This window comes from Rhodococcus sp. p52, from assembly GCF_000763325.2.
In the GTDB taxonomy this organism is placed as follows: Bacteria; Actinomycetota; Actinomycetes; order Mycobacteriales; family Mycobacteriaceae; genus Rhodococcus; species Rhodococcus pyridinivorans.
In genome coordinates this window covers 1011114-1036527 of record NZ_CP016819.1, presented here as the reverse complement: position 1 = coordinate 1036527, position 25414 = coordinate 1011114, and the positions used below count along the sequence as shown (strand labels likewise).

Here is a 25414-nt window from a genome sequence, read left to right as displayed (position 1 = left end):
CACCAGTTCAGGAAGGCGCTCAGCGCGTGTGCGGTCGAGAAAGCAGCGGCACACGTGGCCTGGTGTCGGGTTGAAGGAGAAACATGAAGTTCGTCGTCCCCTACCTGCGCGTCGTAGCGGGGATGTTCGCCGCCATCACGCTGTGGCTGGCGATCGTGGAAGTAGTCAACGGCAACGTGGCCGACGCGATCCTGTTCGTGGCATTCGCGGCCGGCCTGGGATATCTCGCGATGGGCAAGCCCCTGCGCGACCGCCGCAAGCGGATCAAGGCCGAACAGGACGCGATCGCCGCCCGCGCCGAAGCCGGTCACCGCGCATTCCTGGCGGGGGACGTGCGGGCCGCGATGGCGCCGCCGCCTGCGCCGCCGAAGCCTGCGAGGATCCGCCGCGGAGTCGTTATCGCCGCTGCCGTTGCCGGGCTGCTCGTCTTCATGGGCATCATCAACGACATCTCGGACGGGCTGGACTCGCCCACGAAGGACGACGCGAGCACCACCCCGCAACCCACTCCTCGTGCCGCTGCACCGACGACCACCACGCCATCGACGACGTCGGCTGCCACTACGGCGCGGACCGTCGCTCCGGAAACCACTCCCGCGACGAGGATTTCCACCACGCAGGTCGCTGCTGTGGCGTCCGTTGCCGTGATGCCGAACGTCGTGTGCATGGATCTCCAAGCGGCACAGGACATTATCCAGGCCGCCGGCGTTTTCTATTCCACGAGCGTCGACGCGACCGGTCAGGGACGCGCACAGGTGTGGGACCGCAACTGGGTCGTCGTCGACCAGACTCCTTCGGTGGGAGCATCGATCGGTGAAGGCGACCCAGTGCTGTCCGTGTTGAAAGAAGACGAATTCAGCGGGTGTTAGGCCATCGGCTGCTCCGTGCGGGAAAGATGTTCGGTGATGGCGGTGTTCGACGGATGACGGCCACCCTCGGGAATCCGACCGCTCCTGGGCGTAGGGCTTCGACCCGCAAGCCCGCCATCGCGGCCTTCAGTCCGAGATCCTTGATGGTCGAGGCGATTCGGCCGGAATAGGCCTGTTCCTTCGGGGTGCCGTCCCGCTCGCGGAACTGAACGACGCCGGTCACGTCGGCCCCTCCCGTAGACCCGTGCTCCGATCACAGCACTCCACCCGGGGTTCGCGCAACGAGGATGAGTTCGATCGGGAACGAATCGGGCGCCCTGCGGGCGGCTGCCCTCGACCGATCGGAGACCCTTCGGGTCCCTGAGTCGCCGTCCCCTTCCCCAAGGCTGCCCGGTCGCCATGCCCCGATAGACCGTCTCGGCCAGCACGGATAGCCCCACGTCGCGGAGGACGTGCGGCTCGCACTGGACCCGGTCGTTCGTGTCGACCCGCACGATCGGGTGCTCCACCACCAGCTGTGGAGACGAGGGATACTGGTGCCCAGTCGGTTTCGAGACAGGGAACGACCCCGGCTCGCAGCGTCGGCGCGCTGACGTCGGACTGTGGGAGACGAGCGACGAACTGCGTCGACGCGCCTCGGCTACCGGAACGGCCCTCGTGCGCGACGATGCAGGTGAAACGCCTCGAGCCCTCCGATCACGGTGGATCGGAGGGCTGGAAGTCAGAACGTCGGGTGTGAACCCGGGGGAGCGGGTGTGTGTCGGCCGGCGCGGACGAATGCGCTCGCGGCTCGTTGCTGGAATACGCCTCTCGAAGGCGTGTGGATAGACTCCACCCTACGGTGCATGACAGTCCCTATCTGTCTTGTGCCCAGACCCCGGTGAGGTGTTGGCGCACCTTCCGGGGTCGACCTGTTTTCAGGTCGGTGGAGGGATGGTCGCACGGGTGTGCGAAGTCGTCAACTCGAACACACGTTCTGTTTCTGTCTGTTCTGCAAGTACGGGAAGCGCAGTGATTCGTCCGAATGGCGCCTCTTGCAACGATTGTCGCGCTTGTTCATGGATAGACCAGTGGTTCGGATGTAAAACCGATTGTCAGCCGTCATCGAATCCGACGCGGCCTATGGTGATACTTCTTCGCGTCGAGCTCCAACTTCCCACACGTGCGCGTCGAGATGGCACAGTGCGGCACGGCCGATGTCCGGGAAGAAGGGGGGCTCGCGTGGGAGCTGTGCGACGCACGGTGGTGGCGACCGCAGTCGCGGCCACAGCCGCGGTAGGTGTATCGACGGGGCAGGCAGCGGCGACTCCTGCAATCGACACCGTCGTGAACGGTGCACTGTCCGTCACCCCGCTGTGCCAGGGAACCATCGACGCGCTGATCATCGCCTGCACCGAGCTCGAGAAGCTGACACCGCACTTCCCGCTGATGCTCGACCTGAATCCGCGGGGTACGCATCTCGTCGTGCTCGGGGCCGGACTCACCGATGACGGCAAGATCCGGCCGGTGCTCGAAGAACGACTCGAAGCGGCTCTCCGTGCAGCGCAACGCTATCCGGAATCTCCGATCGTCGTCACCGGTGGCGTGCCGCGCAACGGCGTCACCGAAGCGCAGGCTATGAAGGACTGGCTGGTCGTGCGAGGCATTCCGCCGGAGCGCATCACCGAGGAATCGCAGTCGACCTCCACCGTCGAGAACGCACGCTTCACCAACGACGTTCTGCTCGAACGGCGAGCCACGGGCGCTGTGCTGGTGACGAACCGCGACCACCTCGAACGCGCGATGATCAACTTCCGGCAGGCGGTCGACGCGCGCATTCCGATCGCGGGCATCGTCCCAGCGTAAACGCAGGAAGTATCAGCCCGGCGTATTCGCCTTCCGCGTCAGTACCTGACTGATCTCCGAAACATTCTTCGCCAGTTCGAAGTTGACCCACCCGGCTACTTCCCACAGAGGTGAAGGTTCGGGCATGAGGCCGACGATCGTCTTCTCGATGTCGGCAGTCTCGAGAAGCGCGGCCCATTCGGTGCGAAGAGCCCGGATGCGGCCGGTCGAGCCGGACCATTCGTAGGCGTCCGGCCCGACCGCAGTTCCCCCACTGCAGACCGCCACGGTGTTCGTCCACCACCACTCGATGTGCCAGAGCAGCCACGCAATCGTGGGCTCGGGGAGGGCCTCGGCCGTCTCGTCCGGCCAGTCGGCGACGAGACGCCCGTCGACCCGCCGGACGCCCACGGAGTTCGACGACGGCTCCCAGTGCACGGCAGCCTCGTCGATCCGCGGCAGGACATGTTGTTCCGTGAAGAGCCAGACCAGGTCGAGTTGCTTCAGCAGCGTGCGCGTGGCGAGTGGCAGGGTGTCCGAGGGCATGCATGCAATCATCGCGGACATAGTGGACATGTGCTCGATGTCGACACCGTGTATCTGTCCCCGGAAGTGTGCAAACGTTGCTGTGCAGTTATCCGCCTTCACGCGGTCGGTGTCGCCACTCCCAGTGACAGCGCACCGAAGAACTTCGGCGTCTTCTCCTCGTAGAAGGTGTCGAGTTCGCGGATCTCGAACCCCGCACCGCGGACGAGGTCGGCGATTTGTCGTGTCAGATGGCAACCACCCGCGACGCGCTTCTGGATCGGTTCGAGCCGGTGCTGCCACCGCCGGACGTTCTCGTCCGGCGCGAGTCCGTGTTCGACGAAATGCAGGGTGCCGCCCGGTGCGAGGACACGACGTATCTCGCGCAGAGCCGCGTCGGCATCGGGGATGGTGCACAGCGTCCACGTCGACAGTGCGCTGTCGAAGGTGTTGTCCTCGAACGGGAGTGACTGACCGTCCAGGCCGGATCGTTCGATGCGCACGGGGGAGTCGTCGATGCGCGAACGTGCGAGCTTCCATCCGAGGTCCGCGGGTTCGACGGCGCTGACCGACTCGACGGTGGTGGGGTAGTAGGGAACGTTGAGGCCGGATCCGAATCCGATCTCGACGACGCGGCCGCTCAGGCCGGCGCACACTCGTTTCCGGTTCGCTTCGGTGAACGACGGTGCACAGGCGATGTTCACCAGTCGCGGTACGACGTGATCGTTGTAGAGGCTCATGGCAGTCCCTTCGCCTGGTGGCGTGTCGATCTGCTCGATCCATCATGACACCTGCCCGGCCGAACGGAACCCCTCGTTTCTGTCGCACCGAACGGACTGTTAAGTTACCTTTACATGTAAAGTGTGCTTTACGGCGAAAGGGGAAACGATGGACAGCGGGGGTGCCGGATCGGTGGTCGGGCGAAGCAAGTGGGGCAAGGTGCGGGTGGGGTCGCGGTGGATCGGCGCCGTACCGCCGGCGATCGCCCTCGGAATCCTGGCCACAGCCGTTCTGGCAGCGGTGGTAGCTGCTCTGGGGCTGGTGCCCGACTATCCCGTGGCCGCCGGCGTGGCGGTCGCGCTGGCGACCGCACCCTCACTGTCGGCCCTGTCGTGGGTGCTCCTCGTGGATCGGTCGACCCTCGAAGGCGCCACGGACCGGCCCGAGGATTCGGTCGAGTCGTCCTGGTACGAGAAAGCCGCCTCGGGCGCTTTCACCGACATCCTTCTCGTCACGGGCCTGGGGTGCACCGCTCTGGCGTTCGCTCCGATCGAGGTCGAGGGCCTGCACGCGCTGATGGCGGTCATCCTCGTGGCTTTCGCGTCGTTCGGTGTGCGCTACGCCGTGCAGCGTCGGAAGGGCTGAGGGTGCGGAATTCGCTGGCGGCCCTGCGCGCGGAGAACGGATGGTCGCAGCAGAGGCTTGCCGACGAACTCGGGGGATCGCGCCAGACGATCATCTCGATCGAGAAGGGGCGATTCGACCCGTCCCTTCCGTTGGCGTTCCGCATCGCGCACCTGTTCGGACGTCGAATCGAGGACATATTCCTGCCCGACGAGGGATAAGCGAAGGGGCCGAGCGGATTCCCCGACAGAACCCGCTCGGCCACTTGCCGATCACTCGAGCGTACTACCGGCGTCAACGGTGAGTGTGAGTCCGGTGATGTCGTCGACGTACACCTCGCCCTCCCTTCTTGACCGGCATCCAAGAAGCCTTTACCGTAATCGTCACGCCTTCTTGAATGGCGTCCAAGAAATGTGGTGGTGAAGCGGGAGAGTGCTAGTCATGAACATCGGTGAGTCTGCCGATCGGCGCGAGGTGGTAGCGGTGCAGCGGCGCGAGGTCTCGTTCGTCTCCGGCCAGGACGAGTGCGCGGCATGGCTGTACACCGCACCCGACCTGAACGGTCCGCGCCCGATGGTGATCATGGGGCACGGGCTCGGAGCGGTGCGGGAGATGCGCCTGGATGCCTACGCGGAACGGTTCGCCGCCGCGGGGTGGTCGGTGCTGGTGTTCGATTACCGTCACCTCGGGGCCAGCGGCGGAGCGCCGCGCCAGATCCTCGACATCGGCCGGCAACGCGCCGACTGGCATGCCGCTTTGGCCTTCGCGCGCACACTTCCTGAGGTCGACGTCAACCGGATCGCCTTGTGGGGCAGTTCGTTCGGCGGAGGCCATGTCCTTCGAGTCGCCTCCGAGGACACCCGTATCGCGGCAGTCGTGGCGCAGTGTCCCTTCACCGACGGTCCGGCGTCGTTGCGCGCGCGGATACGAACCGGCCCGCTGAGCGTGGTGGCACTGACAGCGGCAGGCATTCTCGACACGGTCGGGTCGTGGTTCGGCGCGAAGCCGATCCTGTTGCCGATGGCGGGGACGTCCTGGATGCCCGCGTTCGTGGCCTCACCCGACGCCCTCGCCGGCGCTTCCGCACTCCTGCCCGCGGGGACCCGGCTCTCGCGGCGCACCAGCGCGGTGTTGAAACGACTTCCGTCGGTGCGGGCTCAGCTGTCGAAGAACATCGAGCCGACGGAGATCGACGGTAGGGAAGAACCCGAGACCGGGGTCGGCCGCGACAGCGTCTGGGGTGTACTGCGCGGTCCGAACGGCGAATTCGAGGCGGCCAATGCCCTCGCTGCCCGGCTGGCGCTGCGTCTTCCGCTCGATCGACCCGGTCGTGCGCTGGCCCGCTTCAGCATTCCGACGTTGCTGTGTGTCTGCGACAACGACGCGGCCGCGCCCGCGAAGACCACGAAGCGTCACGCACAGGGTCTGGCGCACGTACAGGTTCAGAGCTACGTGTGTGACCACTTCGACATCTACGTCGGTGACCACTTCGAACGCGCCGTGCGTGACCAACTCTATTTCCTGGAAAGGCAATTCGACCGCACCGCACGGTAGGTCGCTCCGTGTTCGTGGACGCGCAGATCAGGTGCTCAGCCGGTGGCTGCGGCACGACTGCGAGCGCTGTTGAGCAACGTCTCGATCACCGCGCGTCGCTGAGCCTGATCCGTCGGGTGCATCAGCAAGCCCTCGACCACGAAAACGCCGATCGAGACCAGCGGATCGACTTCGTCAGCGGGCACGCCGAGTCCGATCAGCTCTGCCCGGAACAATCCTTCGGCCAGTGTGTGGAACTGCTGGTGCCATTGCTGAACGGACGCGGACTTCTCGGCGCGTGTGTGCACCGTGCTCACCAACCGACCCAGCTGCTCCAATTCTTCGACCAACCACAAGAGTCGATCGGCCAGGCCCGAGCCCAGTATCTCGCTGTAGGAGGCCATCGAGTCGGCCAGAACCGCATCCAGGACCGCGATCAATATCGAGTCCTTGTCCTGGAAGTACCAGTACAGCGTGTTCGACACGACTCCGGCGTCACGGGCGATCCGCGTCATCGATGCCGCGTCGTATCCTTCCTCGACGAACAACCGCCGGGCGGCTACCACGATCTCTGCGCGTTTCTCTTCCCGATCCTGCGGACGTCTGTTGCGGGGCATCTCCAGTCCTGACCTAGTTCCCGCCCCGATGCTATCTTGACCGGCCCCCAAGAGCGGGCCCCGGCCGACCGTTCCGGAACGAGGTCCGTAGCCGTCTCGAACAGATGATGAGGCAGGCGAGCCAGAGCAGCTCTCGATACAGACCGGCTCGTACTTCGGGTCACTCGACTTCGGCGAGTCCGTACTCGGGTCGTCCGGCAGGCCGATACACGGTGATGACGACACCGGTCGAGGTGGTGCGCGATTCGACGAGATCGAACTTCGTGTCGCGACCCCCGACGGGGAACAGCCGCCGCCCCTGACCGAGGACGACCGGGAACGTGATGAGGCGGTACTCGTCGACGAGACCGTGTTCGAAGAGGGTGTGGACCAGACGGATGCTGCCGTGCACCTGCAGTTCCCGTCCCGGCTGCTTCTTCAGTTCCGCGACCGCGGTGGGCACGTCGCCCTCGAGGACCGTCGTGTTCTGCCACTCGGGGGCGGTGAGCGTCGTGGAGGCGACGTACTTCGGGAGGGTGTTGAGTGCACGGGCGACCGGATCGTCGGGATCGGTCGAGTTCGGCCACGACGCAGCGAAGACGTCGTAGGTGTTCCGGCCCAGCAGGAATGCGTCGACCTTCGAGAACACCTCGTCGATGAACTTGCCGGTGTCCTCGTCGAACAGCGGCACCACCCAACCGCCGCGGTCGAAGCCGTCGCTGCGGTCCTCGTCGGGGCCACCCGGTCCCTGGGCCACACCGTCGGCCGATACGAAGGTCGTCACCGTGAGCTTCATCGTCGTCCCCTTTCGAAGGTTGTCGCCGAGTACAGACCCGGGAAGCGCAGAGAACTCATCGCTTGCATCCCTCCGGCACGGAAGGTATCTCTGGACGCAGCGTCGCGTGTCGATGACGGACTGCGTCAGGCATGGAGGCGCGGGACCACAAGGAGTTCTCCTTGAGTATTGCGTTCAACCACACCATCGTCGCGGCCGACGACAAGCAGCATTCGGCCTACTTCCTCACCACCCTGTTCGGGCTGCCCGATCCGGTGCCCGCCGGGCACTTCCTCGCTGTCGAACTCGCCAACGGCGTCACCCTCGATTTCGCCGAACCGCCACCGGATGTGGAGTATCCGCCGCAGCACTACGCATTCCTGGTGTCGGAGGAGGAGTTCGACGAGATCTACGCCCGGATCCTCGAGCAGAAGATCGAACACTGGGCCGATCCCCGGCAGTCGGCGCACGGCATCAACAGAAACGACGGGGGTCGAGGAACCTACTTCCTCGACCCCGCCGGTCACTTCATGGAGATAATCACGCGTCCCTACGGTTGGCGCTCCTGAACCGTCTCGACCCGAGCCGTCCCGGCCGCAGCGCGTCGCCGTGCCAGCACCGTGCAGGTACCGGCGATCGCTGCGGTCAACGCGCCGGTCGCGAGCAGCTGCGTGCGGGCAGCGGTGTCGAACAGGGCGAGCACCGCGATGCCGGCCAGCAGACCGAGCGTCGCGTACGAAAGGTACGGGAAGCCCCACATCTTCAGCGGCAGTGCATCCTCGGTGCCGTTGCGGCGTGCGCGACGACGGAGCACGAGGTGCGAGACCGCGACGAACGTCCACAGCACCAGGATCGTGGAGCCGACGGCGTTGAGCAGCAGCGGCAGCACCCGGTCGGGGTAGAGATAGTTCAGTCCGACCGTGACGAAGCCGAACGCCACCGAGGCGAGCACCGCATTGCGGGGAACGCCGTTGGACGACAGCCGCCCGAAGACGGGGTGCGCCGATCCGCGGTGCGACAGCGAGAAGATCATCCGGGAAGCGCTGAACAGCATCGCGTTGAGCGACGAGAGCAGCGCGACCACGACGATCACGGTCATCACCGCGGCGGCGCCCGGGACGGCCCCGGCCTGCAGCACGGCGACGAACGGACCGGTCGCGAGATCCTCGGAGGTCCACGGCAGGATCGTCACCATCACGAGCACCGACCCGATGTAGAACACGAGGATGCGCCACACCAGGGTGCGCACCGCGCGGCCCACGTTGCGACGGGGATCGGCGGTCTCCGCGGCGGCGATCGCGATGATCTCGGTGCCACCGAACGCGAAGACCACGATGAGCAAGCCGGCGGCAATACCGGCGATACCGGTGGGGGCGAACCCGCCGTGCGCCGTGAGGTTGGAGAAGCCGGTCGTCTCGAAGGTGGGCATCCACCCGGCGATCATCGCGATGCCGATCACCAGGAAGCCGACGATCGCGACGATCTTGATTGCGGCGAACCAGAATTCGACCTCACCGAAGCGGCGGACGCCGACCAGGTTCACGCCCGTCAGCACGACCATGTAGAACAGCGCGGACGCCCACTGGGGGATGCCGGGCAGCGCCACCGCGGTGATCGCGGCGGCGCCGGTGGCCTCCGCGGCGATCACGATGATGACCTGCACCCAGTACAACCACCCGATGGTCCGTCCCGCGACAGGGCCCAGCGCGTTCTCGGTGTGCTCGGAGAACGCACCGCTGGCGGGGTTGGCCGCGGCCATCTCGCCCATCATGCGCATCACGAACACGACGAGAACGGCCGCCACCAGGAACGAGATCAGGATCGCCGGGCCGGCGACGGCGATACCCGCCCCCGACCCGACGAACAGGCCGGCCCCGATGGCGCCGCCGAGGCTCATCATGACGAGCTGGCGGGGCCGCATGGCACGATGCAGGCCGGCGGTGCTCTGGGTGCCGGTCGTCGTCCCGGCGGTGCTCTGGGCGCTGGTCGTCGTCCCAGCGGTGCCCTGGGCGCCGGTCGTCGCCGTGGCCAGGGTGTCAGTCATCAATGCGCTCCCCGGCCGGGACCAGCTGGTCCAGTGCGATCTCGAAGGCGGTCGCGGCGAGCCCGGTGAGCTCGGTCGACCGATCGTGGCAGCGACGCAGGGCCGTCTCGATGGTGGTGGACACGTCGCCGAAGATCGCGGCGTCGGAGACCTCCACGTCGCCCTCCATGAGCTGGGCGAAGGCCCGGGCCATACCGCAGTTGGCGATGAAGTCGGGGATCACGGCAACGGACTTGTCGGCGTGCTCGTAGGTGGGGCCGTAGAAGATCTCGTCGTCGGCGAACGGAACGTTGGCGCCGGAAGCGATCGACTCGAGTCCCGCGGCGACCATGCGGTCGACCTGCTCGCGAGTGACGAGGCGGCTCGCGGCGCAGGGGAGGAAGATCTCGGCTCCGAGATCCCAGATGCGGGCGTTCACCTCGTCGAAGGGGATCATGCGGTCGCTGTGCAGGGCGTTACCGTCGCGCTCGAGCAGCAGGGTGCGGACCTCGTCGAAGGAGAGACCCTCGGGTGCGAGGATGCCGCCGTCGCGGTCGATGATGCCCACGATCGAGGCGCCGGCCTGGGCGAGATAGTAGGCAGCAGCGGCGCCGACGTTGCCCCAGCCCTGCACCACGACGCGTTTGCCGGCGAGGTCGGTGCCCCGATAGACGAGCTGGTGGTGACGGACCGACTCGGCGACGCCGTAACCGGTGATCAGATCGGCGACAGTGTATTTCGTGCTGGTGGCAGGGGTGAACCGCGCGTCCTCGACAACCTTCGCGACGCCGAGTCGCAGCTGGCCCACCCGCTGGATGCGCTGGCGCTCGTCCTTGCCGAAGTGTCCGTTGACGACACCTTCCTGCGGGTGCCACAGGCCGTTGGACTCGGTGAGGGGAACGACCTCGTTCATCTCGTCGACGTTGAGGTCGCCGCCGGTGCCGTAGTAGGCACGCAGCAGGGGAGTGACGGCCGCGAACCAGCGGCGCAGCACGCCTTCCTTGCGGGGGTCGGACGGATCGAAATCGATGCCGGACTTGGCACCGCCGATCGCAGGTCCGGAGACGGTGAACTTGATCTCCATGGTCTTCGCCAGCGACTCGACCTCGCGCCGGTCGAGGCCGCGGCGCATGCGGGTGCCGCCGCCGGCCGCGCCGCCCCGCAGCGAGTTGATGACGACCCAGCCCCGGGCGGTGGTCTCGGTGTCGTGCCACTCGAAGACGATCTCGGGGGCTTTTTCTTCGAATCGCGTCAGCAGGTTCTTCATGGCGAAAGACTGTGACGTCAGTAACAAATGCTGCGCAACTGTGCTTCATCGAACTGTGCAGCGTGCGGAGGGTCCGGATGCCCGAAGCGCTTTTTTCTGTGCAATCCGGCTAGTCGGAGACGGATTGTGGACGTGGTCGGTTCAGCGGCGGTAGGCCGGTGCCTTCGCGGATCGTTCCGGCTCGAGGGGGCGCAGCAGCGGCATCGCCCGGTAGTGCACCACTTCCGACAGCACCATCACACTCGTGGACCGCGCGACGATCGAGGAGCGGTTCAGCTCGATGAGGGTCTGCTGGAGACCGAGGTGTGATTCGGCTCCGATGCGGCACAGGACGTCGCCCGCGCCGGTGGTGGCGAACGCCTCGAGGACACCGGGGATGCCTTCGAGGACCTCGGTGACGTCTTCGAGCGCGCCCTGCACGATCTCCATCGTCACGAACGCCTGCACTTCGAAACCTGCTGCGGCGAGGTTGATCCGGGGTTCGTAGCCGGCGATGACCCCGGTGTCCTCGAGGCGTCGCAGGCGGGCCGAGACGGTGGCGCGCGCGACCTTCAATCGACGGGACAACTCGAGCGCGCCGATCTTCGGGTCGGCGTGCAGGGCCTCGAGGAGGGCGAAATCCAATTCGTCCAGCTGCACGGGCTCGCGCATCGCGGTTCCTTCCCATCGAGCGCCGAAAACTAGTCCGATTGTATAGGTGAGTGTGCAGATTCCGGCGAATTCCAGTCAGTCGGGCCAGTTGCCGAAGGCGACGTTGCGTCGAACCGACGGGTGGGTTTCTCCTGGTGACACACGACACAACGACTGTGCCGCAGTGAGCGGCAGGAGGTTGCAGCGATGACTCTGGAATACACCCTGACCGACAGCGAACGACTTGCTCAACTCGACGCCGAGGAACTCCGGCGCCTGGTCGGTCTCGTGGAGTACGACAGCGAACGGGATCCCTTCCCCGTCAGCGGCTGGGACGCCGTGGTGTGGGTGGTCGGAAACGCCACGCAGACGGCGCACTACTACCAGTCCGCCTACGGCATGGAACTCATCGCCTATTCCGGACCCACCACCGGCAACCGCGACCATCACGCCTACGTACTGCGCAGCGGCGCCGTGCGATTCGTGATCAAGGGTGCGGTGGATCCGGACAGCCCGCTGATCGAGCACCACCGCCTCCACGGTGACGGCGTCGTCGACATCGCGCTCCAGGTTCCGGACGTCGACAAGTGCATCGAGCACGCCCGCAAGCAGGGGGCGACCGTCCTCGAGGAACCCTACGAGATCAGCGACGAGAACGGCACCGTCCGCATCGGCGCCATCGCGACCTACGGCGACACGCGGCACACGCTCGTCGACCGGTCGCGCTACAACGGCCCGTACCTGCCCGGCTACATCGAGCGCACCTCGACCTACCGCAAGCGCGAGGGTGCACCCAAACGCATCTTCCAGGCGCTCGACCACGTCGTCGGCAACGTCGAACTCGGACGCATGGACGAGTGGGTCGACTTCTACAACCGCGTCATGGGTTTCACGAACATGGCGGAGTTCATCGGCGACGACATCGCGACCGACTACTCGGCGCTCATGAGCAAGGTGGTGTGCAACGGCAACCACCGCGTGAAGTTCCCGCTCAACGAGCCCGCCATCGCGAAGAAGCGTTCGCAGATCGACGAGTACCTCGACTTCTACCGCGGACCGGGCGCACAGCATCTCGCGCTGGCCACCAACGACATCCTCACGGCGGTCGACCAGTTGCGCGAGGAGGGCGTCGAGTTCCTCGCGACTCCCGATGCGTACTACGACGATCCGGAGCTGCGCGCCCGTATCGGTGAGGTCCGGGTGCCGATCGAGGAGCTGAAGAAGCGGGGCATCCTGGTCGACCGCGACGAGGACGGCTACCTGCTGCAGATCTTCACCAAGCCCGTCGGCGACCGCCCGACCGTGTTCTTCGAGCTGATCGAGCGCCACGGCTCGCTCGGCTTCGGCAAGGGCAACTTCAAGGCGCTGTTCGAGGCGATCGAGCGGGAGCAGGCCGCGCGCGGCAATTTCTGAGTCCGGTCCTAGACGAGCTGACCGAGCCGCGTGCGCAACGCGTGCTCGGTCTGCCGGATCGCCGTTCCCACAATCGGTTCGATAAGCATGCCGAGCGTGCGGCCGGCGATCCCGCCGGGCAGTCGGTAGCCGAAGTCGACGTCGAGCCGCGTCGCGTCGCCGAGGTCCGTGAAGGTCCATGACGACGCGGCGCGGAATCCGGCGATCGAGTCGAGGACGATCACGCGATTGCGTTCCCATTCGACGACTTCCACGCGCGAGCCGAGATCCTTGGGGCCGATCCGCATGGTCGAGTCGTAGATGGCACCGAGGCCGGAGACCTGCTCGCTCACGGGTTGGAAGCGGGCCACCCCGAACATCCAGTCGGGGACGTTCCGGTAGTCGTCGACGTAGGTGAACGCGAGGTCGATAGGGATGTCTGCGACGGCGCTGTGGCGGACGTGAATCATGGCTGGAGCCCTTCACGAGAAGTTGTCTGTTACCGAATGTAGCGGGTAACTGCCCGCTGTGGAAGGGGTCAGAACCCGTTGCTCTAACGTCCGATAAGTGTTTGAATGCCGTGACGCACATCACACACACTTTCGGTTCAGGAGGCTCGGGTGAAGACGAAGGCAGCAGTCGTCAAGGGAATCAACCAGCCGTGGGAGATCGAGGAGATCGATCTCGGCGATCCCGTCGCAGGTGAGGTGCAGATCCGCCTCGCGGCCTCGGGTCTGTGCCATTCCGACGAGCATCTGCGCTCGGGGGCGACACCGCTTCCGTCCTTCCCGGTCCTCGGTGGTCACGAGGGCGCGGGCGTGGTCACCAAGGTGGGTCCGGGAGTGCGGGGTCTCGAGGAGGGCGACCACGTCGTCCTCGCGTTCATCCCCGCCTGCGGCCGCTGTCGGGCCTGCGCCAAGGGCATGCAGAACATCTGCGACGAGGGTGCCGGCCTGCTCACCGGTCAGGCGATCTCCGACAAGACCTACCGCGCGACGCTGAACGGCGACCCGGTGCTGCAGATGTGCCTGCTCGGCACGTTCGCGCCGTACGTCACGGTCAACGAGGCGTCGGTCATCAAGATCGAGAAGGACATCCCGCTCGAGAAGGCGGCCCTGCTCGGGTGCGGTGTCGCGACCGGCTGGGGTTCGGCCACCGAGATCGGCGGCACCAAGCTCGGCGACACCGTGGTCGTCATCGGTGTCGGCGGTGTCGGCATCAACTCCGTCCAGGGAGCGGCGCACGCCGGGGCGCGGTTCGTCGTCGCGATCGACCCGGTCGAGTTCAAGCGGCAGAAGGCCAAGGAGTTCGGCGCGACGCATGTCTTCGCGTCGATCGAGGAGGCCGCACCGGTGATCGGTGAGATCACGTGGGGTCAGATGGCCAACGTCACCGTCATCACCGTCGGCGAGATCACCGGCGACATCATCGGCCCCGCACTGGGTCTCACCGCCAAGGGTGGCCAGGTCGTGGTCGTCGGCATGGGTCACGCCACCGACTCGCAGGTGACGATGAGCCTGTTCGAGCTGACGCTGCTGCAGAAGCGTCTGCAGGGGGCCATCTTCGGTGGCACCGGCCCGCGCTCGCAGATCCCCAAGTTGCTCGAGCTGTACCGGAACGGGCAGCTCGACCTCGACAACCTCGTCACCAAGACCTACAAGCTCGAGGACATCAACGAGGGCTACGCCGACATGCACGCCGGCAAGAACCTCCGCGGTCTCGTCCTCTACGGCGAGGACGACTACTGATCCTGTGAGCGCCGACGTCGCCGGAGCCGTCCCTTACGGTGTTGAGCATGGACACGCGTGAGGATTCGGTTTCCGGCGACGTCGGCTCTTGGCGGGACTACGGCCCGACCGACCTGCCGAAGCCGCTCGCCGCTGCACTCGAGGCGTTCGCCGAACGCGGTTACGACGGCACGTCCATCCGCGAGGTTGCGTCGCGGTCCGGTCTGTCGGTGCCGGGTCTGTACCACCACTACCCCTCGAAGCAGGCGCTGCTCGTCTCGCTCACGACCACCGTGCTGCACGACCTGCTCGCCCGCAGCCGGCAGGCGATCGATGAAGCCGGACCCACCCCCTCCGAGAAGTTCGACGCCGTCGTCGAGTCGCTGCTGCGCTTCCATATGTTCCGCCGCGATCAGGCGTTCGTGGCGTCGACCGAGATGCGCAGCATGGAACCCGAGGCCCGCCGTGCATTCGTCGCCCTGCGCGACGAGCAGCAGTGCATGATCGACGAGATCGTCGAGGCCGGTGTCGCCGACGGCACCTTCTCCACGCCCTATCCGAAGGACGCCAGTCGCGCCGTGACGACGATGTGCGTCGCGGTGGCGAGCTGGTACCGGCCGGACGGTTCGTTGTCGCCGGACGAGATCGTGCACCGCTACCTGCAGGTCGCGCGGAACGCGGTCGGAGCGAAGTAGCCGACACCCCTTCCGGGCTTGACCCGATGGCGGGGATATGCCACCGTGAACTCGACCGAGCGATCGATCGGTCGGTACGGAAGGAGCTCAGCATGGCGGTCGACCTGTCCTACTCGGATCACGTCCGGGACCTCATCGCGCGGACCGAGCAGTTCATCCGCGACGAGGTGCTTCCCGTCGAGGACGCCCACGGTGGCGACATCACCGCGGCCGGTGGCGACGCGATCCGGGCGGATCTGCAGAAGGCCGCCAAGGCTGCCGGTGTCTTCGCTCCGCACGCGCCCGTCGAATACGGCGGCCACGGCCTGGACATGTCCGACCGCGCCCCGGTCTTCGAGGCGGCCGGCTACTCGCTCTTCGGTCCCACCGCGCTCAACATCGCCGCGCCCGACGAGGGCAACGTGCACATGCTCGCGCACATCGCGAGCGACGAGCAGAAGCAGCAGTTCCTCGCGCCCCTCGCCGCCGGCGACGTGCGCTCGGCCTTCGCGATGACCGAGCCCGCCCCCGGTGCCGGTGCCGATCCCAACGCTCTGAACACGCGCGCCGAGAAGGTCTCCGGTGGCTGGAAGATCAACGGCCGTAAGCACTTCATCACCGGTGCCGACGGCGCCGGATTCTTCATCATCATGGCCCGCACGTCCGGCGAGCCCGGACAGCGCGGTGGCGCCACCATGTTCCTCGCCCCCGCCGACACCGCGGGCCTGAAGGTCGGTCGCCACATCAACACCCTCGACCGCTCCATGATCGGTGGTCACTGCGAGGTCGACTTCGAGGACCTGTTCGTCCCCGACTCCGCCGTGCTCGGCGAGGTCGACCAGGGCTTCGCCTACGCGCAGGTGCGCCTCGGCCCCGCCCGCATGACGCACGTGATGCGCTGGCTCGGCGCCGCTCGCCGCGGTCACGACACCGCCGTCCGCTACGTCTCGGAGCGTGAAGGATTCGGCTCCCGCCTCGGCGATCTCGGCATGATCCAGAAGATGATCGCCGACAACGAGATCGACATCGCCGCGACCCGCGCGCTGCTCGTGCAGGCGTGTTGGGAGCTCGACCAGGGTTCGCACGCCTCGAACGCCACGTCGATCGCCAAGACCTTCGCCGCCGAGGCGATCTTCCGCATCGTCGACCGTTCCGCTCAGATGTGCGGCGGTCTCGGTGTCTCCGAAGATCTTCCGATCGCACGCCTCACCCGCGAGGTCCGGCCGTTCCGCGTATACGACGGTCCGTCCGAGGTGCACCGCTGGGCCATCGCCAAGCGCGCCGTCGGTGCCGTTCGCAAGGCGGCCCGCGAGGCCGCGAAATGACCGCCGTACACGAGGGACTCGATCTTGCCGTTCTCGAGCGTTTCCTCGCCGATTCCGGTGTGACCGTTCACGGTGAACTTCGGGCGGAGCTCATCTCGGGTGGCAAGTCCAATCTCACCTACGGGTTGCGCGACGAGAAATCCCACTGGGTCCTGCGTCGCCCCCCGACCACGGGCCTGACCCCGTCTGCGCACGACGTCGCCCGCGAGTTCCGCATCACGTCGGCGCTCAAGGGCACCGGTGTGCCGGTCGCGCCCACCGTCGCCCAGTGCGAGGACGATTCGGTGATGGGCGCACCGTTCACCGTCGTCGAGTTCATCGACGGACGTGTGGTGCGCAGCAAGGCCGACCTGGATGCGCTCGGCGACGACGAGATCGACCGCTGTGTCGGTGAACTCGTGCGCATCATCGCCGAACTGCACAATGTCGACTTCGAGGCCGTCGGCCTCGGGGGACTGGGCCGGCCGGACGGCTACGTGACCCGGCAGGTGAAGCTGTGGGCGAGCCAGTGGGGCCGGGTGAAGACCCGGGAACTGCCGGATCTCGAACGGCTGCACGCCGCGCTCGCCGAGTCGATTCCGGAATCGCCCGCTCCGTCGATCGTCCACGGTGACTACCGTATCGACAACACCATCCTGGACCCGAACGACCCGGCACGCGTTGTCGCCGTGGTGGACTGGGAACTGTCCACCCTCGGCGACCCGCTCACCGATCTCGCCATGATGTGCGTGTACCGGCATCCGGCACTCGACGACATCCTGGGCTTCCCGGCGGCATGGTCGAGCGAACGACTGCCGGCGGCGGACGATCTGGTGCAGCGCTACGCCACGGCGTCGGGGCGCGACATCGCCAACTGGAACTTCTACATGGGTCTGGCCTACCTCAAGCTCGCCGTCATCGCGGAGGGTATCAACCATCGGTGGCGTGCCGGGGCGACCATCGGCGACGGTTTCGACCGCGCCGGTGAAGCCGTGCCCGACCTGGTGGCAGCAGGACTCGCAGCACTGAAGGGAGCCCACGCGTGACCAGCGCGCTCGTGACCGGAGCCTCGAGGGGTATCGGCCTCGGTATCGCCACCCGTCTCGCCGAACGCGGCTACGCACTGACGATCAGTGCCCGCGGGGCGGAACGCCTCGAGAGTGTCGCCGAGCGTCTACGGGAGGCGGGTGCGAAGGAGGTACGCGCCGTCGCAGCCGATCTCGCCGATCCGGAAGCCACCGCCCGCGTCGTGGAGGCGCATCGCGAGGCGTTCGGTTCCATGAAGGCGCTGATCCTCAATGCCGGTGTCGGCACGGCAGGCTCGATCGCCGAGTTCCCGGCCCGACGGTTCGACAAGACGGTCGCCGTGAACCTCAACGCTCCGTTCGCGCTCATCCAGGCGTCGCTGCCGTTGCTGCGCGCCGAGGCGGAGAACGATCCGGCCCGCGGATCGAAGATCGTTGCGCTCTCGTCGATCACAGGTGTCTACGCCGAGGCCGGTCTCGCCGCCTACGGTGCGACGAAGGCCGCGTTGATCTCCCTGGTCGAGACGCTCAACGCCGAGGAGTCCGGCAACGGCATCTCCGCGTCGGCGCTCGCACCCGCATACGTCGACACCGACATGTCCGACTGGATCAAGGACAAGATTCCGGCCGAGTCCATGATCGAGGTGAACGACGTCGTCGAGATCGTCGACGCGCTGCTCAAGCTGTCGTCGCGGGCAGTGGTGCCCAAGCTCGTGCTCAGCCGCGCGGGCGCAGGTCTCTACACCGCCTGATTCTCTACACGGCCTGACGTTCGGGGTCGGTCGACCGCTGTTTCAGGTCGACCGGCTGGCCGTCGGACGGGAACGGCAGCGACGTGAAGTCGAGCGGGGCGACGTAGCCGGGGTCGACGTGCCACTCGAAGCGCAGCAGCAGTTGGTGGACGATCGCTTTGACCTCGACCCCGGCGAAGTGCATGCCGAGGCATTTGTGCACGCCCCCACCGAACGGCTCCCAGGCGTAGCGGTGCACCTTGTCCTCGCGTCGATGGTCCGCGAAGCGTTCGGGATCGAAACGTTCGGGCTCCGGCCAGTACTCCGGCATGTGGTGCGTGAAGTGCGGCGCGACAGAGGCATACGTGCCGGCCGGCACGAAGTGTCCTCGGACCTCGGTGTCGCGCACGGCTCGTCGCGCGAGGACGGGCACCGGCGAGACGAGGCGGAGGCATTCCTTCATCACCAGATCGAGACTGCCGAGCGCATCGAGGTCGGCGTGACTCGGTGCGGCGGTGCCCAGCGCGAGCGACTCGGCCCGGCACCGGTCCTGCCACTGCGGGTGTTGCCCGAGATACTGCATCATCGTGGAGATCGTGATGGTCGACGTGTCGTGCGCGGCCATCAGTAGGAAGATCATGTGATCGACGATCTCGTCGTCGCTGAACCGTTGTCCCGCTTCGGATTCGATGTGACACAGCACCGAGAAGAGGTCGTCCGTCTCCCGCGACCGTCGCGCCGGGAGATAGTGCCGGAAGAAGTCCTCGAGCACTCGGCGTCCGTCGAGTCCGCGCTTCCACCGGGTGCCGGGGACGGGGTACCGGACGATCGAGGTCGCCGCCTGCACACAGTCGATGAATGCCTTCTTCACCGCTTCGATCTCGGCCGGTGTGGAGTCCTCGGCCCCGCCCATGAAGATGTCGGTGGCGAGATCGAGCGTGAGTGTCTTCAGCGCCGTGTATGCACGGAATCCGTCGGTGGGAACCCACCTGTCGAGCTTCTGGGTGATCGACGGATTCATGGCATCGACGGTCTTCTCGAGGCGTGATCGGGTGAACGCCTGCTGCATGATGCGGCGGTGCCGGAGATGTTCCTCCGAGTCGAGGAGCATGAGGCCACCGTGGAAGAACGGCCCGATCAGTGCCGACCAGCCGTCGCCGTTGGCGAAGGCCCGGTCCTTGTTCTGCAGCACCTCCTGGCAGGCGTCGGGTCCGAGAACCGAGATCCAGCGTCGACCGGCCGCAGAGAAACAGGAGACCTCGCCGTATCGGTCCCAGTGCTTCTGCATCATCGCGAGTGGATCGCGGATGTATTCGAGGACGTGCCCGATACCGGGGATTCCCGATCGTCCCGGGACCGGGCGCAGACGGGAGTGGGCGGGGGGAGCCGCCAGGATCCGGGTCACGACGAACCTCCAGTTCTGCGGATATCTGACAGGAGACCCTGTCAGATTGGGGTGTAGTCTGCGTCACATCGGTCCGGTCTGTCAAGATCGGTCCCATGACTTCCCCCGCGCCCCGCCGCTATGCCGGTCTGAGCGGCGAACAGCGTGTCGCGCTGCGGCGCGAAGCCCTGCTCGAAGCAGGACTGGAACTGTTCGCGGCCTCGGGGAAGAGCGGCGCCACCATGACCGCCATGTGCGCCCACGCCAAGCTGACGGAGCGGTATTTCTACGAGAATTTCACCAGCAGGGACGATCTGCTGCAGCAGGTCCTCGACAAGATCGCCGACGAGGTGCGCGAGGCCGTACTCGCCGCGCTCCGCACCGGCACGGGCACACTCGAAGACCTCGTGCGGAACGCCATCGCGTCGTTCGTCGCGATCCTCACCGACGACCCGCGCAAGGGCCGGGTCTCACTCATCGAGTCCGCCGGCTTCGAACCCCTGCGCACCCACAGACGAGCGTCGCTACGGAGTTTCGCTCAGATGGTCGCCGACGAAGCGACCCGCATGTACGGCGACCGGGCGTGGCCGCCCGAACGGGGCGAGATCAACGGACTGCTGTTCGTCGGGGGTCTGGCCGAACTGGTCACCGCGTGGTTGAACGACGAGATCGCCATCTCGCCCGACGAGATCGTCGACGTGGCGACGCACCAGTTCCTCTCCACGGCCCATCAGTAGAGCCGTCCGGGGGCGGTCAATCATCACCGACCGCGGTGCGGTCAATCATCACCGACCGTGGTGCGGTCAATCATCACCGTTGGTTTCCTTCTCCACGCCGCGTCGGCGCAGGAAGTTGAACCCGGGCACGCCCACGATGGCCTGGCGGACGTCCTTGGCGACGAGGAGCAGTTCGTGGATCTCGGGGGAGACGGTGTCGAGTGTCGCCATGATGGGCAGGACCGCGTCGACCCGCTCGGTGATCTCGGGGAGCCGGTCGATGAGCTTGATCGCGGCGCGCAGTTCTTTTGGTGAGAACTCCTCGACGAACTGGGTGGCGAGGGGAGCGGCACGTTCGGCGAGGGGTTTGTAGGTCTCGAGCAGTTCCCCGGCGGCGTCGGAGCTGCGGCCGGCGGACTCGACGACGATCCGCGCGTCGGCCGCGACCACCGTCGCATCGCGCACGACCCCGCCCGTCGAGTCGATGATCTCCGTGGCGCGCGTGACCGCATCGGCGGCTTCCTCCACCACACCGATGGTCGAGGCGATCACCTGCGTGGCCTGCGCGACGGCCACCGACGCTCCCTCGACGATGTCGGTGGCGTCGGTGACCACGCTGTCGATGCGGCGGATCAGCGATTCGACCGAGTCGATGAGCGATTCGGCCTCGCTGAGCAGGCCTTCCACCCGCGTCGGGAGCGACAGTGCGAACTCGGCGGTCTCGCGGGTGCGTCCGAGCACGGTCCGGGTGACGTCGACGATGGAACCGGCGACCGAGACTCCGAGCGCGGGCACAGGCAGCGAGATCATGTCGTCATAGTGCAGTACGTCCGATCGTCGTGATCGCGGACCTCACATTTTCGGCGTCCCGTTCGTCTACCCGGTACAGAGCACACACCGGATGGAAGGATCGAGGCCGTGACCGCATTGCGCACCCACACCGTGATCGACACACCGATCGGCGAGTTGACGTTGGTGAACACCGACGGCGTCCTGAGCGGCGTGTACATGGCCGAGCATCACCCCGCGCCCGACCGCGCCGGTTTCGGCGAGCAGGTCACCGGGGGGTTCGACGAGGCGATCACCCAGTTCGATGAGTACTTCGCGGGTCGCCGTACCCGGTTCACCGTCCCCATCGCTCCCGTCGGCACCCCGTTCCAACGCGAGGTGTGGGAGGCGCTGATGACGATCGAGTACGGCACCACGCGCACCTACTCGGAGATTGCACTCGCCCTCGGCCGGCCCACTGCGGTACGGGCGGTCGCTGCGGCCAATGCCCGCAACCCGCTCTGCATCATCGTGCCGTGCCATCGCGTCATCGGTAGCAGCGGCAAGCTCACCGGTTACGCCGGTGGTCTCGAGCGCAAACGCTTCCTGCTCGCCCAGGAGGCACGGGTGCTGAGTTCCGCCGAGCCCGATGTCGCCGGCGATACCCATGTCCCTGCCTGATCACCTACCGCGGGCGAGCCTGCCTCCTTTCGAGGAGGTGGTCCCCCGCCACGGCGCGACGGTCCTCCGGGTCTGCCGCGCACTGCTCGGACCGGTCGACGCCGACGACGCCTGGTCCGAGACCTTCCTCGCGGCGTTGCGCGCCTATCCCGACCTGCCACCGGGCAGCAACATCGAAGCGTGGCTCGTGACCATCGCGCACCGCAAGGCCGTCGACATCCACCGGGTGCGCGGGCGGACGCCGGTGCCCACCGAGAACCTCCCCGAACCCGCGTCGGCCACGGGAAACCCCGGTGAGGGCGACGACGAACTGTGGAGCGCGGTCGCCGAACTTCCCTTCACGCAGCGTGCGGCGCTGGTCTACCACTACGTCGGAGGCCTGCCCTATGCGGAGATCGGCACGATCCTCGGCAACAGCCCGGCCGCGGCACGTCGCGCGGCGGCCGACGGTCGGGCTGCGTTGCGTCGTCGGATCGAACACGGAACAGGATGTCGCTCATGAACTTTCCACAACCCTCGGTCGGATCGGCCGATCTCGCGTGGTTGCGGGAGAAGCTCGTACTCGATGCCGAGGCGGCCGGGTTGCTCGATGTCGCGTTCCGCGTCGTCGACACCCCCGTCGGTCCGCTCCTGCTGGCCACCACCCCCGTCGGACTCGTGCGGGTCGCCTACGTCGCCGACGGATCCGACGCCGTGCTCGACGAACTCTCCCGCCGGATCAGCCCGCGCGTGCTCGACGCGCCGCGGCGACTCGACCCGGTGGTCCGGCAACTCGACGAGTACTTCGCCGGTACGAGGACACATTTCGACGTTCCGCTCGATCTGCGTCTCGCCGACGGATTCCGTCGTGAAGTGATCACGCGTCTGCCCGAGATCGAATACGGGCGCACGGCGAGCTATGCCGAGATCGCCGCCGCGGCCGGGAGCCCGCGCGCGGTGCGGGCGGTCGGTACGGCGTGCGCGAAGAACCCGCTGCCCGTGGTGGTGCCGTGCCATCGGGTGGTGCGCAGCGACGGCAGCATGGGGCAGTACGTCGGGGGAGTCGAGGCGAAGAGGGCGCTGCTGCAACTCGAGTCGGTGGCATGATCACCACCCTCCGGATCCCGGTGGCCGAACCCGTTGCGGTGGGGCCGATGCTCGCGTCGCTGCGAAGCCACACCGTCCCCGGCTGTGAACACCACAACAGCGCTACCGGCACCCATCACCGCGCGATCCGCACGAACGGCGGCGCCGCGCACGTCGCCGTCCGCTTCGCCGACCCTGGGACACCCGACGACGGGAGACACGGGGATGTGCGACATCTCGAGGTTCATGTCGAGGCCGCAGGTCGCGCGGATGTCGAGGAGATCGAAGAGAGGGTCCGGAAGTGGCTCGATCTCGGCGTCGACCCGTCCGTCGTGGATGCGGCATTCGAGCCGGATCCCGTGCTCGGGCCTCTTGTGCAGACCCACCCCGGTCTGCGCGTGCTCGGCACCACCGACTGGTTCGCCACCGCCGTGTCGACAGTGCTCGGGCAGCAGGTGAGCGTCGCTGCGGCATGCACATTCGCAGGACGACTCGTCGCAGCCTTCGGCGACGGTGCACCCGGTGGGTTGCGATGCTTCCCTACGCCGCACCGACTCGCGACGGTCGAGCAGAGCGAGCTGCGTGCCGTCATCGGCACGACGCAGTCGCGCGCCCGCACCGTCGCCGAACTGGCCCGGGTCGCAGCCGACGGGGTGGCGCCGGAGCATCTGTCGTTCGCGGCAGACCTTCTCGCGCTTCCCGGGATCGGACCGTGGACCGTCGACTATCTCGCTCTACGACTCGGCGACCGCGACGCGTATCCGTCCGGCGACCTCGTTCTCCGACGAGCCCTGCAGGTGGAGAGTGCGCGCGAAGCCGCCGAGCGCGCCGAACAATGGCGGCCGTGGCGGGCCTACGCCGTCATGCATCTGTGGACACACGCCACCTACTCGCCGCCCGCATCCTCGGCGTAGACGCTGCGCACGGCGGTGTCCATCGGGAAACGAACCTGCGTGTCGCCGAACATCAGGCGCGTCGCCACCTCGACCGACGCCGTAATGTGCGACGACGCGAGTTCCGGGTTGCCGGTGTGCACCACCACCTCGTCGTGCTGGAAGAACACGAGATCGCCGGCCGTCGGGTCGGGATCGGTGGTCAGCCGCCGTCGCAGTTCCGCAAGCACGCACAGCGCCCACTCGGCCGCGGTGGCCTGCACGACGAAGTTCCGCGTGAACCGGCCCCGCGCATGCGCATCACCGTGGGAGTGGAAGCCTTCCGGAGCGGGTGGGCACGCACGGCCCAGCCACGAATGCACCACCTCGCCACCTTCACCCGCACGGGCGGCACGTTCGACGAAGTCGACGGCGGTCGGGAAGCTGCGACGCAGCACCGTCAGCAGGGCACGCGCGTCGCCCGACGTGGCGCCGTACAGAACACCGAGCACCGCGACCTTCGCCTTCGCGCGGTCGCCGCCGAAGGACGCCGCGGCGACCGGGGCGTACAGATCGTCCGAACCGGCAGCCGCGACCATGCGCCGATCGCCCGACATCGCCGCCAGGATGCGCGGTTCGAGCTGGCCCGCGTCGGCGACGACGAACGACCGCCCCGGGTCGGCGATCACGCTCGACCGCAGCGCCTTGGGGATCTGCAGAGCGCCACCGCCGCGACTCGCCCACCGGCCCGATACGACCGCGCCGGGAACATAGACCGGACGGAACCGGTCGTCGCGGACCCAGGTGTCGAGCCAGTGCCAGCCGTTCGTGCTGTACAACTTCGACAGCTCGCGGTGCCGCAGCAACAGAGGCACCGCGGGATGGTCGATCCGCTGCAGCACATGCTTGCGGGTCGACTCGACGGTGATGCCCTCGCGACGGAACGCCTCGAGCACCTCGCTGTGGGAGGCGGGATTCACGGGGCGGCCGAAGACCGCGCTGACCTCCTCGACCACTTCGGCGATACGGCTCGGCAGGTCGTAGCCGGTCGGGCGCGGCCCGAGGGTGTCCTCGAGGAGGCGACGATGCGCTTGCGCCGAGAACGGCAACCCGTCGAAACCCATCTCGGCCGCTGCGAGAGTGCCGGCCGATTCGGCGGCGGTGAGCAACTCGAGGCGGGCGTCGCCGGAGATGCGGCGACGTTGCTCGGCGAACTGCTCGACCACCGCCTCGACGTCGATCGCGGGAGCCGCATCGAAGAGGCCGGGCCGCTCGTCGACCGGCTCCTCCGCAGTGGGCGGGGGTAGGCCCTCGCGTACGGCAAGGATGGCGCCGGTGGTGGCGAGATCGTGGCATCGCTGCACCCGAACATCGGCGCGGAGCAGCTCGGGATAGACCGATGCCGTCGAGGTCCACACCCAGCGCGGTCGCGATTCGGCTTCGATCGCAGCGACTGCATCCGCGAATCCGGGGTATTCCCGCACCGAGCTGAGCGGCGCACCGAATGCGTCGACCTCGACGATGCTTGCACCGCGACGGCCCCGGCCGTCCGCAGGATGAGGAACGACGACCGTGCGCACCCATACAGTGTGCTCCATCACGGCGACAGACCCCGACGCGCGGTGACCCCCCGATTCACCCTCGAATTCACCCGTATCGAGAGCGATCCCCGCGAGAACCGCCACTACC

The 25414-nt window shown here is 67.0% G+C and carries 28 protein-coding genes; 17 read left to right on the top strand and 11 right to left on the bottom strand.

Annotated features, from left to right (window positions below; genetic code table 11):
• The first annotated feature begins 83 nt into the window (after window positions 1-83).
• Entirely contained in the window at window positions 84-869 is a 786-nt protein-coding gene (locus tag IM25_RS04620) for a PASTA domain-containing protein (protein WP_033097450.1), read from the top strand.
• Window positions 870-2099: 1230 nt separating this feature from the next.
• Window positions 2100-2714, top strand: coding sequence for a YdcF family protein (locus IM25_RS04610; protein ID WP_024102311.1), 615 nt, complete (start codon window positions 2100-2102; stop codon window positions 2712-2714).
• Between the two features lie 12 nt (window positions 2715-2726).
• On the opposite strand, the gene IM25_RS04605 is transcribed toward IM25_RS04610, so the two are convergent.
• Both IM25_RS04605 and IM25_RS04600 read right to left on the bottom strand, forming a co-directional pair.
• Window positions 2727-3239, bottom strand: a complete 513-nt coding sequence (locus IM25_RS04605; protein WP_033097554.1) for a DinB family protein — start codon at window positions 3237-3239, stop codon at window positions 2727-2729.
• A 98-nt stretch (window positions 3240-3337) separates the two neighbouring features.
• Window positions 3338-3958: a class I SAM-dependent methyltransferase gene (locus IM25_RS04600; RefSeq protein ID WP_006554698.1), complete on the bottom strand. Its 621-nt coding sequence runs from the start codon at window positions 3956-3958 to the stop codon at window positions 3338-3340.
• Window positions 3959-4106: 148 nt separating this feature from the next.
• Between IM25_RS04600 and IM25_RS04595 the strand changes: the two genes are divergently transcribed.
• From IM25_RS04595 to IM25_RS04585, 3 genes are all read left to right on the top strand, one after another.
• Window positions 4107-4583 carry a hypothetical protein gene (locus IM25_RS04595; RefSeq protein WP_033097448.1) on the top strand — a complete coding sequence of 159 codons (477 nt, stop codon included), beginning with the start codon at window positions 4107-4109 and terminating at the stop codon, window positions 4581-4583.
• A gap of 2 nt (window positions 4584-4585) precedes the next feature.
• Entirely contained in the window at window positions 4586-4783 is a 198-nt protein-coding gene (locus tag IM25_RS04590; RefSeq protein WP_065995796.1) for a helix-turn-helix transcriptional regulator, read from the top strand.
• A gap of 220 nt (window positions 4784-5003) precedes the next feature.
• Complete coding sequence (locus tag IM25_RS04585; protein WP_052040068.1) at window positions 5004-6116, top strand: alpha/beta hydrolase; 1113 nt, start codon at window positions 5004-5006, stop codon at window positions 6114-6116.
• A gap of 35 nt (window positions 6117-6151) precedes the next feature.
• Here the strand turns inward: IM25_RS04585 and IM25_RS04580 are convergent, their stop codons facing one another.
• Window positions 6152-6712 carry a TetR/AcrR family transcriptional regulator gene (locus tag IM25_RS04580; RefSeq protein ID WP_006554694.1) on the bottom strand — a complete coding sequence of 187 codons (561 nt, stop codon included), beginning with the start codon at window positions 6710-6712 and terminating at the stop codon, window positions 6152-6154.
• 160 nt (window positions 6713-6872) lie between these two features.
• Window positions 6873-7487, bottom strand: coding sequence for a dihydrofolate reductase family protein (locus IM25_RS04575; RefSeq protein WP_033097447.1), 615 nt, complete (start codon window positions 7485-7487; stop codon window positions 6873-6875).
• 131 nt (window positions 7488-7618) lie between these two features.
• On the opposite strand from IM25_RS04575, the gene IM25_RS04570 reads away from it, so the two are divergent.
• A complete protein-coding gene (locus IM25_RS04570; RefSeq protein WP_006554692.1) occupies window positions 7619-8035 on the top strand; it encodes a VOC family protein in 417 nt (138 codons plus the stop codon).
• Here IM25_RS04570 and IM25_RS04565 read toward each other — a convergent pair.
• The 3 genes from IM25_RS04565 to IM25_RS04555 all read right to left on the bottom strand — a co-directional run bounded on the left by IM25_RS04565 (window position 8017) and on the right by IM25_RS04555 (window position 11407).
• A complete protein-coding gene (locus IM25_RS04565) occupies window positions 8017-9387 on the bottom strand; it encodes an amino acid permease (protein ID WP_024102304.1) in 1371 nt (456 codons plus the stop codon). The genes IM25_RS04570 and IM25_RS04565 overlap by 19 nt on opposite strands.
• Window positions 9388-9502: 115 nt before the next feature.
• Window positions 9503-10756, bottom strand: a complete 1254-nt coding sequence (locus tag IM25_RS04560; RefSeq protein WP_033097445.1) for a Glu/Leu/Phe/Val dehydrogenase dimerization domain-containing protein — start codon at window positions 10754-10756, stop codon at window positions 9503-9505.
• A 141-nt stretch (window positions 10757-10897) separates the two neighbouring features.
• Window positions 10898-11407 carry an Lrp/AsnC family transcriptional regulator gene (locus IM25_RS04555; protein ID WP_065995795.1) on the bottom strand — a complete coding sequence of 170 codons (510 nt, stop codon included), beginning with the start codon at window positions 11405-11407 and terminating at the stop codon, window positions 10898-10900.
• A gap of 186 nt (window positions 11408-11593) precedes the next feature.
• Between IM25_RS04555 and hppD the strand changes: the two genes are divergently transcribed.
• Window positions 11594-12799: a 4-hydroxyphenylpyruvate dioxygenase gene (gene hppD, locus IM25_RS04550; RefSeq protein ID WP_006554688.1), complete on the top strand. Its 1206-nt coding sequence runs from the start codon at window positions 11594-11596 to the stop codon at window positions 12797-12799.
• Window positions 12800-12807: 8 nt separating this feature from the next.
• On the opposite strand, the gene IM25_RS04545 is transcribed toward hppD, so the two are convergent.
• Window positions 12808-13248, bottom strand: a complete 441-nt coding sequence (locus IM25_RS04545; RefSeq protein ID WP_019288265.1) for an SRPBCC family protein — start codon at window positions 13246-13248, stop codon at window positions 12808-12810.
• A 150-nt stretch (window positions 13249-13398) separates the two neighbouring features.
• On the opposite strand from IM25_RS04545, the gene IM25_RS04540 reads away from it, so the two are divergent.
• From IM25_RS04540 to IM25_RS04520, 5 genes are all read left to right on the top strand, one after another.
• Window positions 13399-14526 carry an NDMA-dependent alcohol dehydrogenase gene (locus IM25_RS04540; RefSeq protein ID WP_006554686.1) on the top strand — a complete coding sequence of 376 codons (1128 nt, stop codon included), beginning with the start codon at window positions 13399-13401 and terminating at the stop codon, window positions 14524-14526.
• A gap of 47 nt (window positions 14527-14573) precedes the next feature.
• Window positions 14574-15200 carry a TetR/AcrR family transcriptional regulator gene (locus tag IM25_RS04535; protein WP_019288267.1) on the top strand — a complete coding sequence of 209 codons (627 nt, stop codon included), beginning with the start codon at window positions 14574-14576 and terminating at the stop codon, window positions 15198-15200.
• Between the two features lie 92 nt (window positions 15201-15292).
• Entirely contained in the window at window positions 15293-16504 is a 1212-nt protein-coding gene (locus tag IM25_RS04530; RefSeq protein WP_006554684.1) for an acyl-CoA dehydrogenase family protein, read from the top strand.
• Window positions 16501-17529, top strand: a complete 1029-nt coding sequence (locus IM25_RS04525; RefSeq protein ID WP_033097444.1) for a phosphotransferase family protein — start codon at window positions 16501-16503, stop codon at window positions 17527-17529. Before IM25_RS04530 ends, IM25_RS04525 begins: the two co-directional genes overlap by 4 nt.
• Window positions 17526-18260 (top strand): SDR family NAD(P)-dependent oxidoreductase, encoded by a 735-nt coding sequence (locus IM25_RS04520; protein WP_033097443.1) that lies wholly within the window; start codon window positions 17526-17528, stop codon window positions 18258-18260. Before IM25_RS04525 ends, IM25_RS04520 begins: the two co-directional genes overlap by 4 nt.
• 4 nt (window positions 18261-18264) lie before the next feature.
• Here IM25_RS04520 and IM25_RS04515 read toward each other — a convergent pair whose 3' ends face one another.
• Complete coding sequence (locus tag IM25_RS04515; protein ID WP_033097442.1) at window positions 18265-19644, bottom strand: cytochrome P450; 1380 nt, start codon at window positions 19642-19644, stop codon at window positions 18265-18267.
• Between the two features lie 95 nt (window positions 19645-19739).
• Here IM25_RS04515 and IM25_RS04510 point away from each other — a divergent pair, with 95 nt between their 5' ends.
• Window positions 19740-20360 carry a TetR/AcrR family transcriptional regulator gene (locus tag IM25_RS04510; RefSeq protein WP_006554893.1) on the top strand — a complete coding sequence of 207 codons (621 nt, stop codon included), beginning with the start codon at window positions 19740-19742 and terminating at the stop codon, window positions 20358-20360.
• A gap of 66 nt (window positions 20361-20426) precedes the next feature.
• Here the strand turns inward: IM25_RS04510 and IM25_RS04505 are convergent, their stop codons facing one another.
• Window positions 20427-21149: a hypothetical protein gene (locus tag IM25_RS04505; protein ID WP_019288272.1), complete on the bottom strand. Its 723-nt coding sequence runs from the start codon at window positions 21147-21149 to the stop codon at window positions 20427-20429.
• A 108-nt stretch (window positions 21150-21257) separates the two neighbouring features.
• Between IM25_RS04505 and IM25_RS04500 the strand changes: the two genes are divergently transcribed.
• Genes IM25_RS04500 through IM25_RS04485 form a run of 4 tightly spaced genes read left to right on the top strand, consistent with a single transcriptional unit; the run spans window position 21258 to window position 23767 of the window.
• Complete coding sequence (locus IM25_RS04500) at window positions 21258-21788, top strand: methylated-DNA--[protein]-cysteine S-methyltransferase (RefSeq protein ID WP_033097441.1); 531 nt, start codon at window positions 21258-21260, stop codon at window positions 21786-21788.
• Window positions 21775-22290, top strand: a complete 516-nt coding sequence (locus tag IM25_RS04495; protein ID WP_065995794.1) for an RNA polymerase sigma factor — start codon at window positions 21775-21777, stop codon at window positions 22288-22290. The genes IM25_RS04500 and IM25_RS04495 overlap by 14 nt, the downstream gene beginning before the upstream one ends.
• Complete coding sequence (locus tag IM25_RS04490) at window positions 22278-22874, top strand: methylated-DNA--[protein]-cysteine S-methyltransferase (RefSeq protein WP_006554657.1); 597 nt, start codon at window positions 22278-22280, stop codon at window positions 22872-22874. The genes IM25_RS04495 and IM25_RS04490 overlap by 13 nt, the downstream gene beginning before the upstream one ends.
• Window positions 22871-23767, top strand: a complete 897-nt coding sequence (locus IM25_RS04485; protein ID WP_033097439.1) for an AlkA N-terminal domain-containing protein — start codon at window positions 22871-22873, stop codon at window positions 23765-23767. Before IM25_RS04490 ends, IM25_RS04485 begins: the two co-directional genes overlap by 4 nt.
• Here IM25_RS04485 and IM25_RS04480 read toward each other — a convergent pair.
• A complete protein-coding gene (locus tag IM25_RS04480; protein WP_198162534.1) occupies window positions 23740-25305 on the bottom strand; it encodes a bifunctional 3'-5' exonuclease/DNA polymerase in 1566 nt (521 codons plus the stop codon). The two genes, IM25_RS04485 and IM25_RS04480, sit on opposite strands and share 28 nt — an antisense overlap.
• Window positions 25306-25414 lie beyond the last annotated feature (109 nt).

Coding starts and splice junctions, on each gene's coding strand:
- IM25_RS04620 (WP_033097450.1), top strand. CDS start 84: ATGAAGTTCGTCGTCCCCTACCTGCGCGTCGTAGCGGGGATGTTCGCC.
- IM25_RS04605 (WP_033097554.1), bottom strand. CDS start 3,239: ATGCCCTCGGACACCCTGCCACTCGCCACGCGCACGCTGCTGAAGCAA.
- IM25_RS04600 (WP_006554698.1), bottom strand. CDS start 3,958: ATGAGCCTCTACAACGATCACGTCGTACCGCGACTGGTGAACATCGCC.
- IM25_RS04595 (WP_033097448.1), top strand. CDS start 4,107: ATGGACAGCGGGGGTGCCGGATCGGTGGTCGGGCGAAGCAAGTGGGGC.
- IM25_RS04585 (WP_052040068.1), top strand. CDS start 5,004: ATGAACATCGGTGAGTCTGCCGATCGGCGCGAGGTGGTAGCGGTGCAG.
- IM25_RS04580 (WP_006554694.1), bottom strand. CDS start 6,712: ATGCCCCGCAACAGACGTCCGCAGGATCGGGAAGAGAAACGCGCAGAG.
- IM25_RS04575 (WP_033097447.1), bottom strand. CDS start 7,487: ATGAAGCTCACGGTGACGACCTTCGTATCGGCCGACGGTGTGGCCCAG.
- IM25_RS04570 (WP_006554692.1), top strand. CDS start 7,619: ATGGAGGCGCGGGACCACAAGGAGTTCTCCTTGAGTATTGCGTTCAAC.
- IM25_RS04565 (WP_024102304.1), bottom strand. CDS start 9,387: ATGCGGCCCCGCCAGCTCGTCATGATGAGCCTCGGCGGCGCCATCGGG.
- IM25_RS04560 (WP_033097445.1), bottom strand. CDS start 10,756: ATGAAGAACCTGCTGACGCGATTCGAAGAAAAAGCCCCCGAGATCGTC.
- IM25_RS04555 (WP_065995795.1), bottom strand. CDS start 11,407: ATGCGCGAGCCCGTGCAGCTGGACGAATTGGATTTCGCCCTCCTCGAG.
- hppD (WP_006554688.1), top strand. CDS start 11,594: ATGACTCTGGAATACACCCTGACCGACAGCGAACGACTTGCTCAACTC.
- IM25_RS04545 (WP_019288265.1), bottom strand. CDS start 13,248: ATGATTCACGTCCGCCACAGCGCCGTCGCAGACATCCCTATCGACCTC.
- IM25_RS04535 (WP_019288267.1), top strand. CDS start 14,574: ATGGACACGCGTGAGGATTCGGTTTCCGGCGACGTCGGCTCTTGGCGG.
- IM25_RS04530 (WP_006554684.1), top strand. CDS start 15,293: ATGGCGGTCGACCTGTCCTACTCGGATCACGTCCGGGACCTCATCGCG.
- IM25_RS04525 (WP_033097444.1), top strand. CDS start 16,501: ATGACCGCCGTACACGAGGGACTCGATCTTGCCGTTCTCGAGCGTTTC.
- IM25_RS04510 (WP_006554893.1), top strand. CDS start 19,740: ATGACTTCCCCCGCGCCCCGCCGCTATGCCGGTCTGAGCGGCGAACAG.
- IM25_RS04505 (WP_019288272.1), bottom strand. CDS start 21,149: ATGATCTCGCTGCCTGTGCCCGCGCTCGGAGTCTCGGTCGCCGGTTCC.
- IM25_RS04495 (WP_065995794.1), top strand. CDS start 21,775: ATGTCCCTGCCTGATCACCTACCGCGGGCGAGCCTGCCTCCTTTCGAG.
- IM25_RS04490 (WP_006554657.1), top strand. CDS start 22,278: ATGTCGCTCATGAACTTTCCACAACCCTCGGTCGGATCGGCCGATCTC.
- IM25_RS04485 (WP_033097439.1), top strand. CDS start 22,871: ATGATCACCACCCTCCGGATCCCGGTGGCCGAACCCGTTGCGGTGGGG.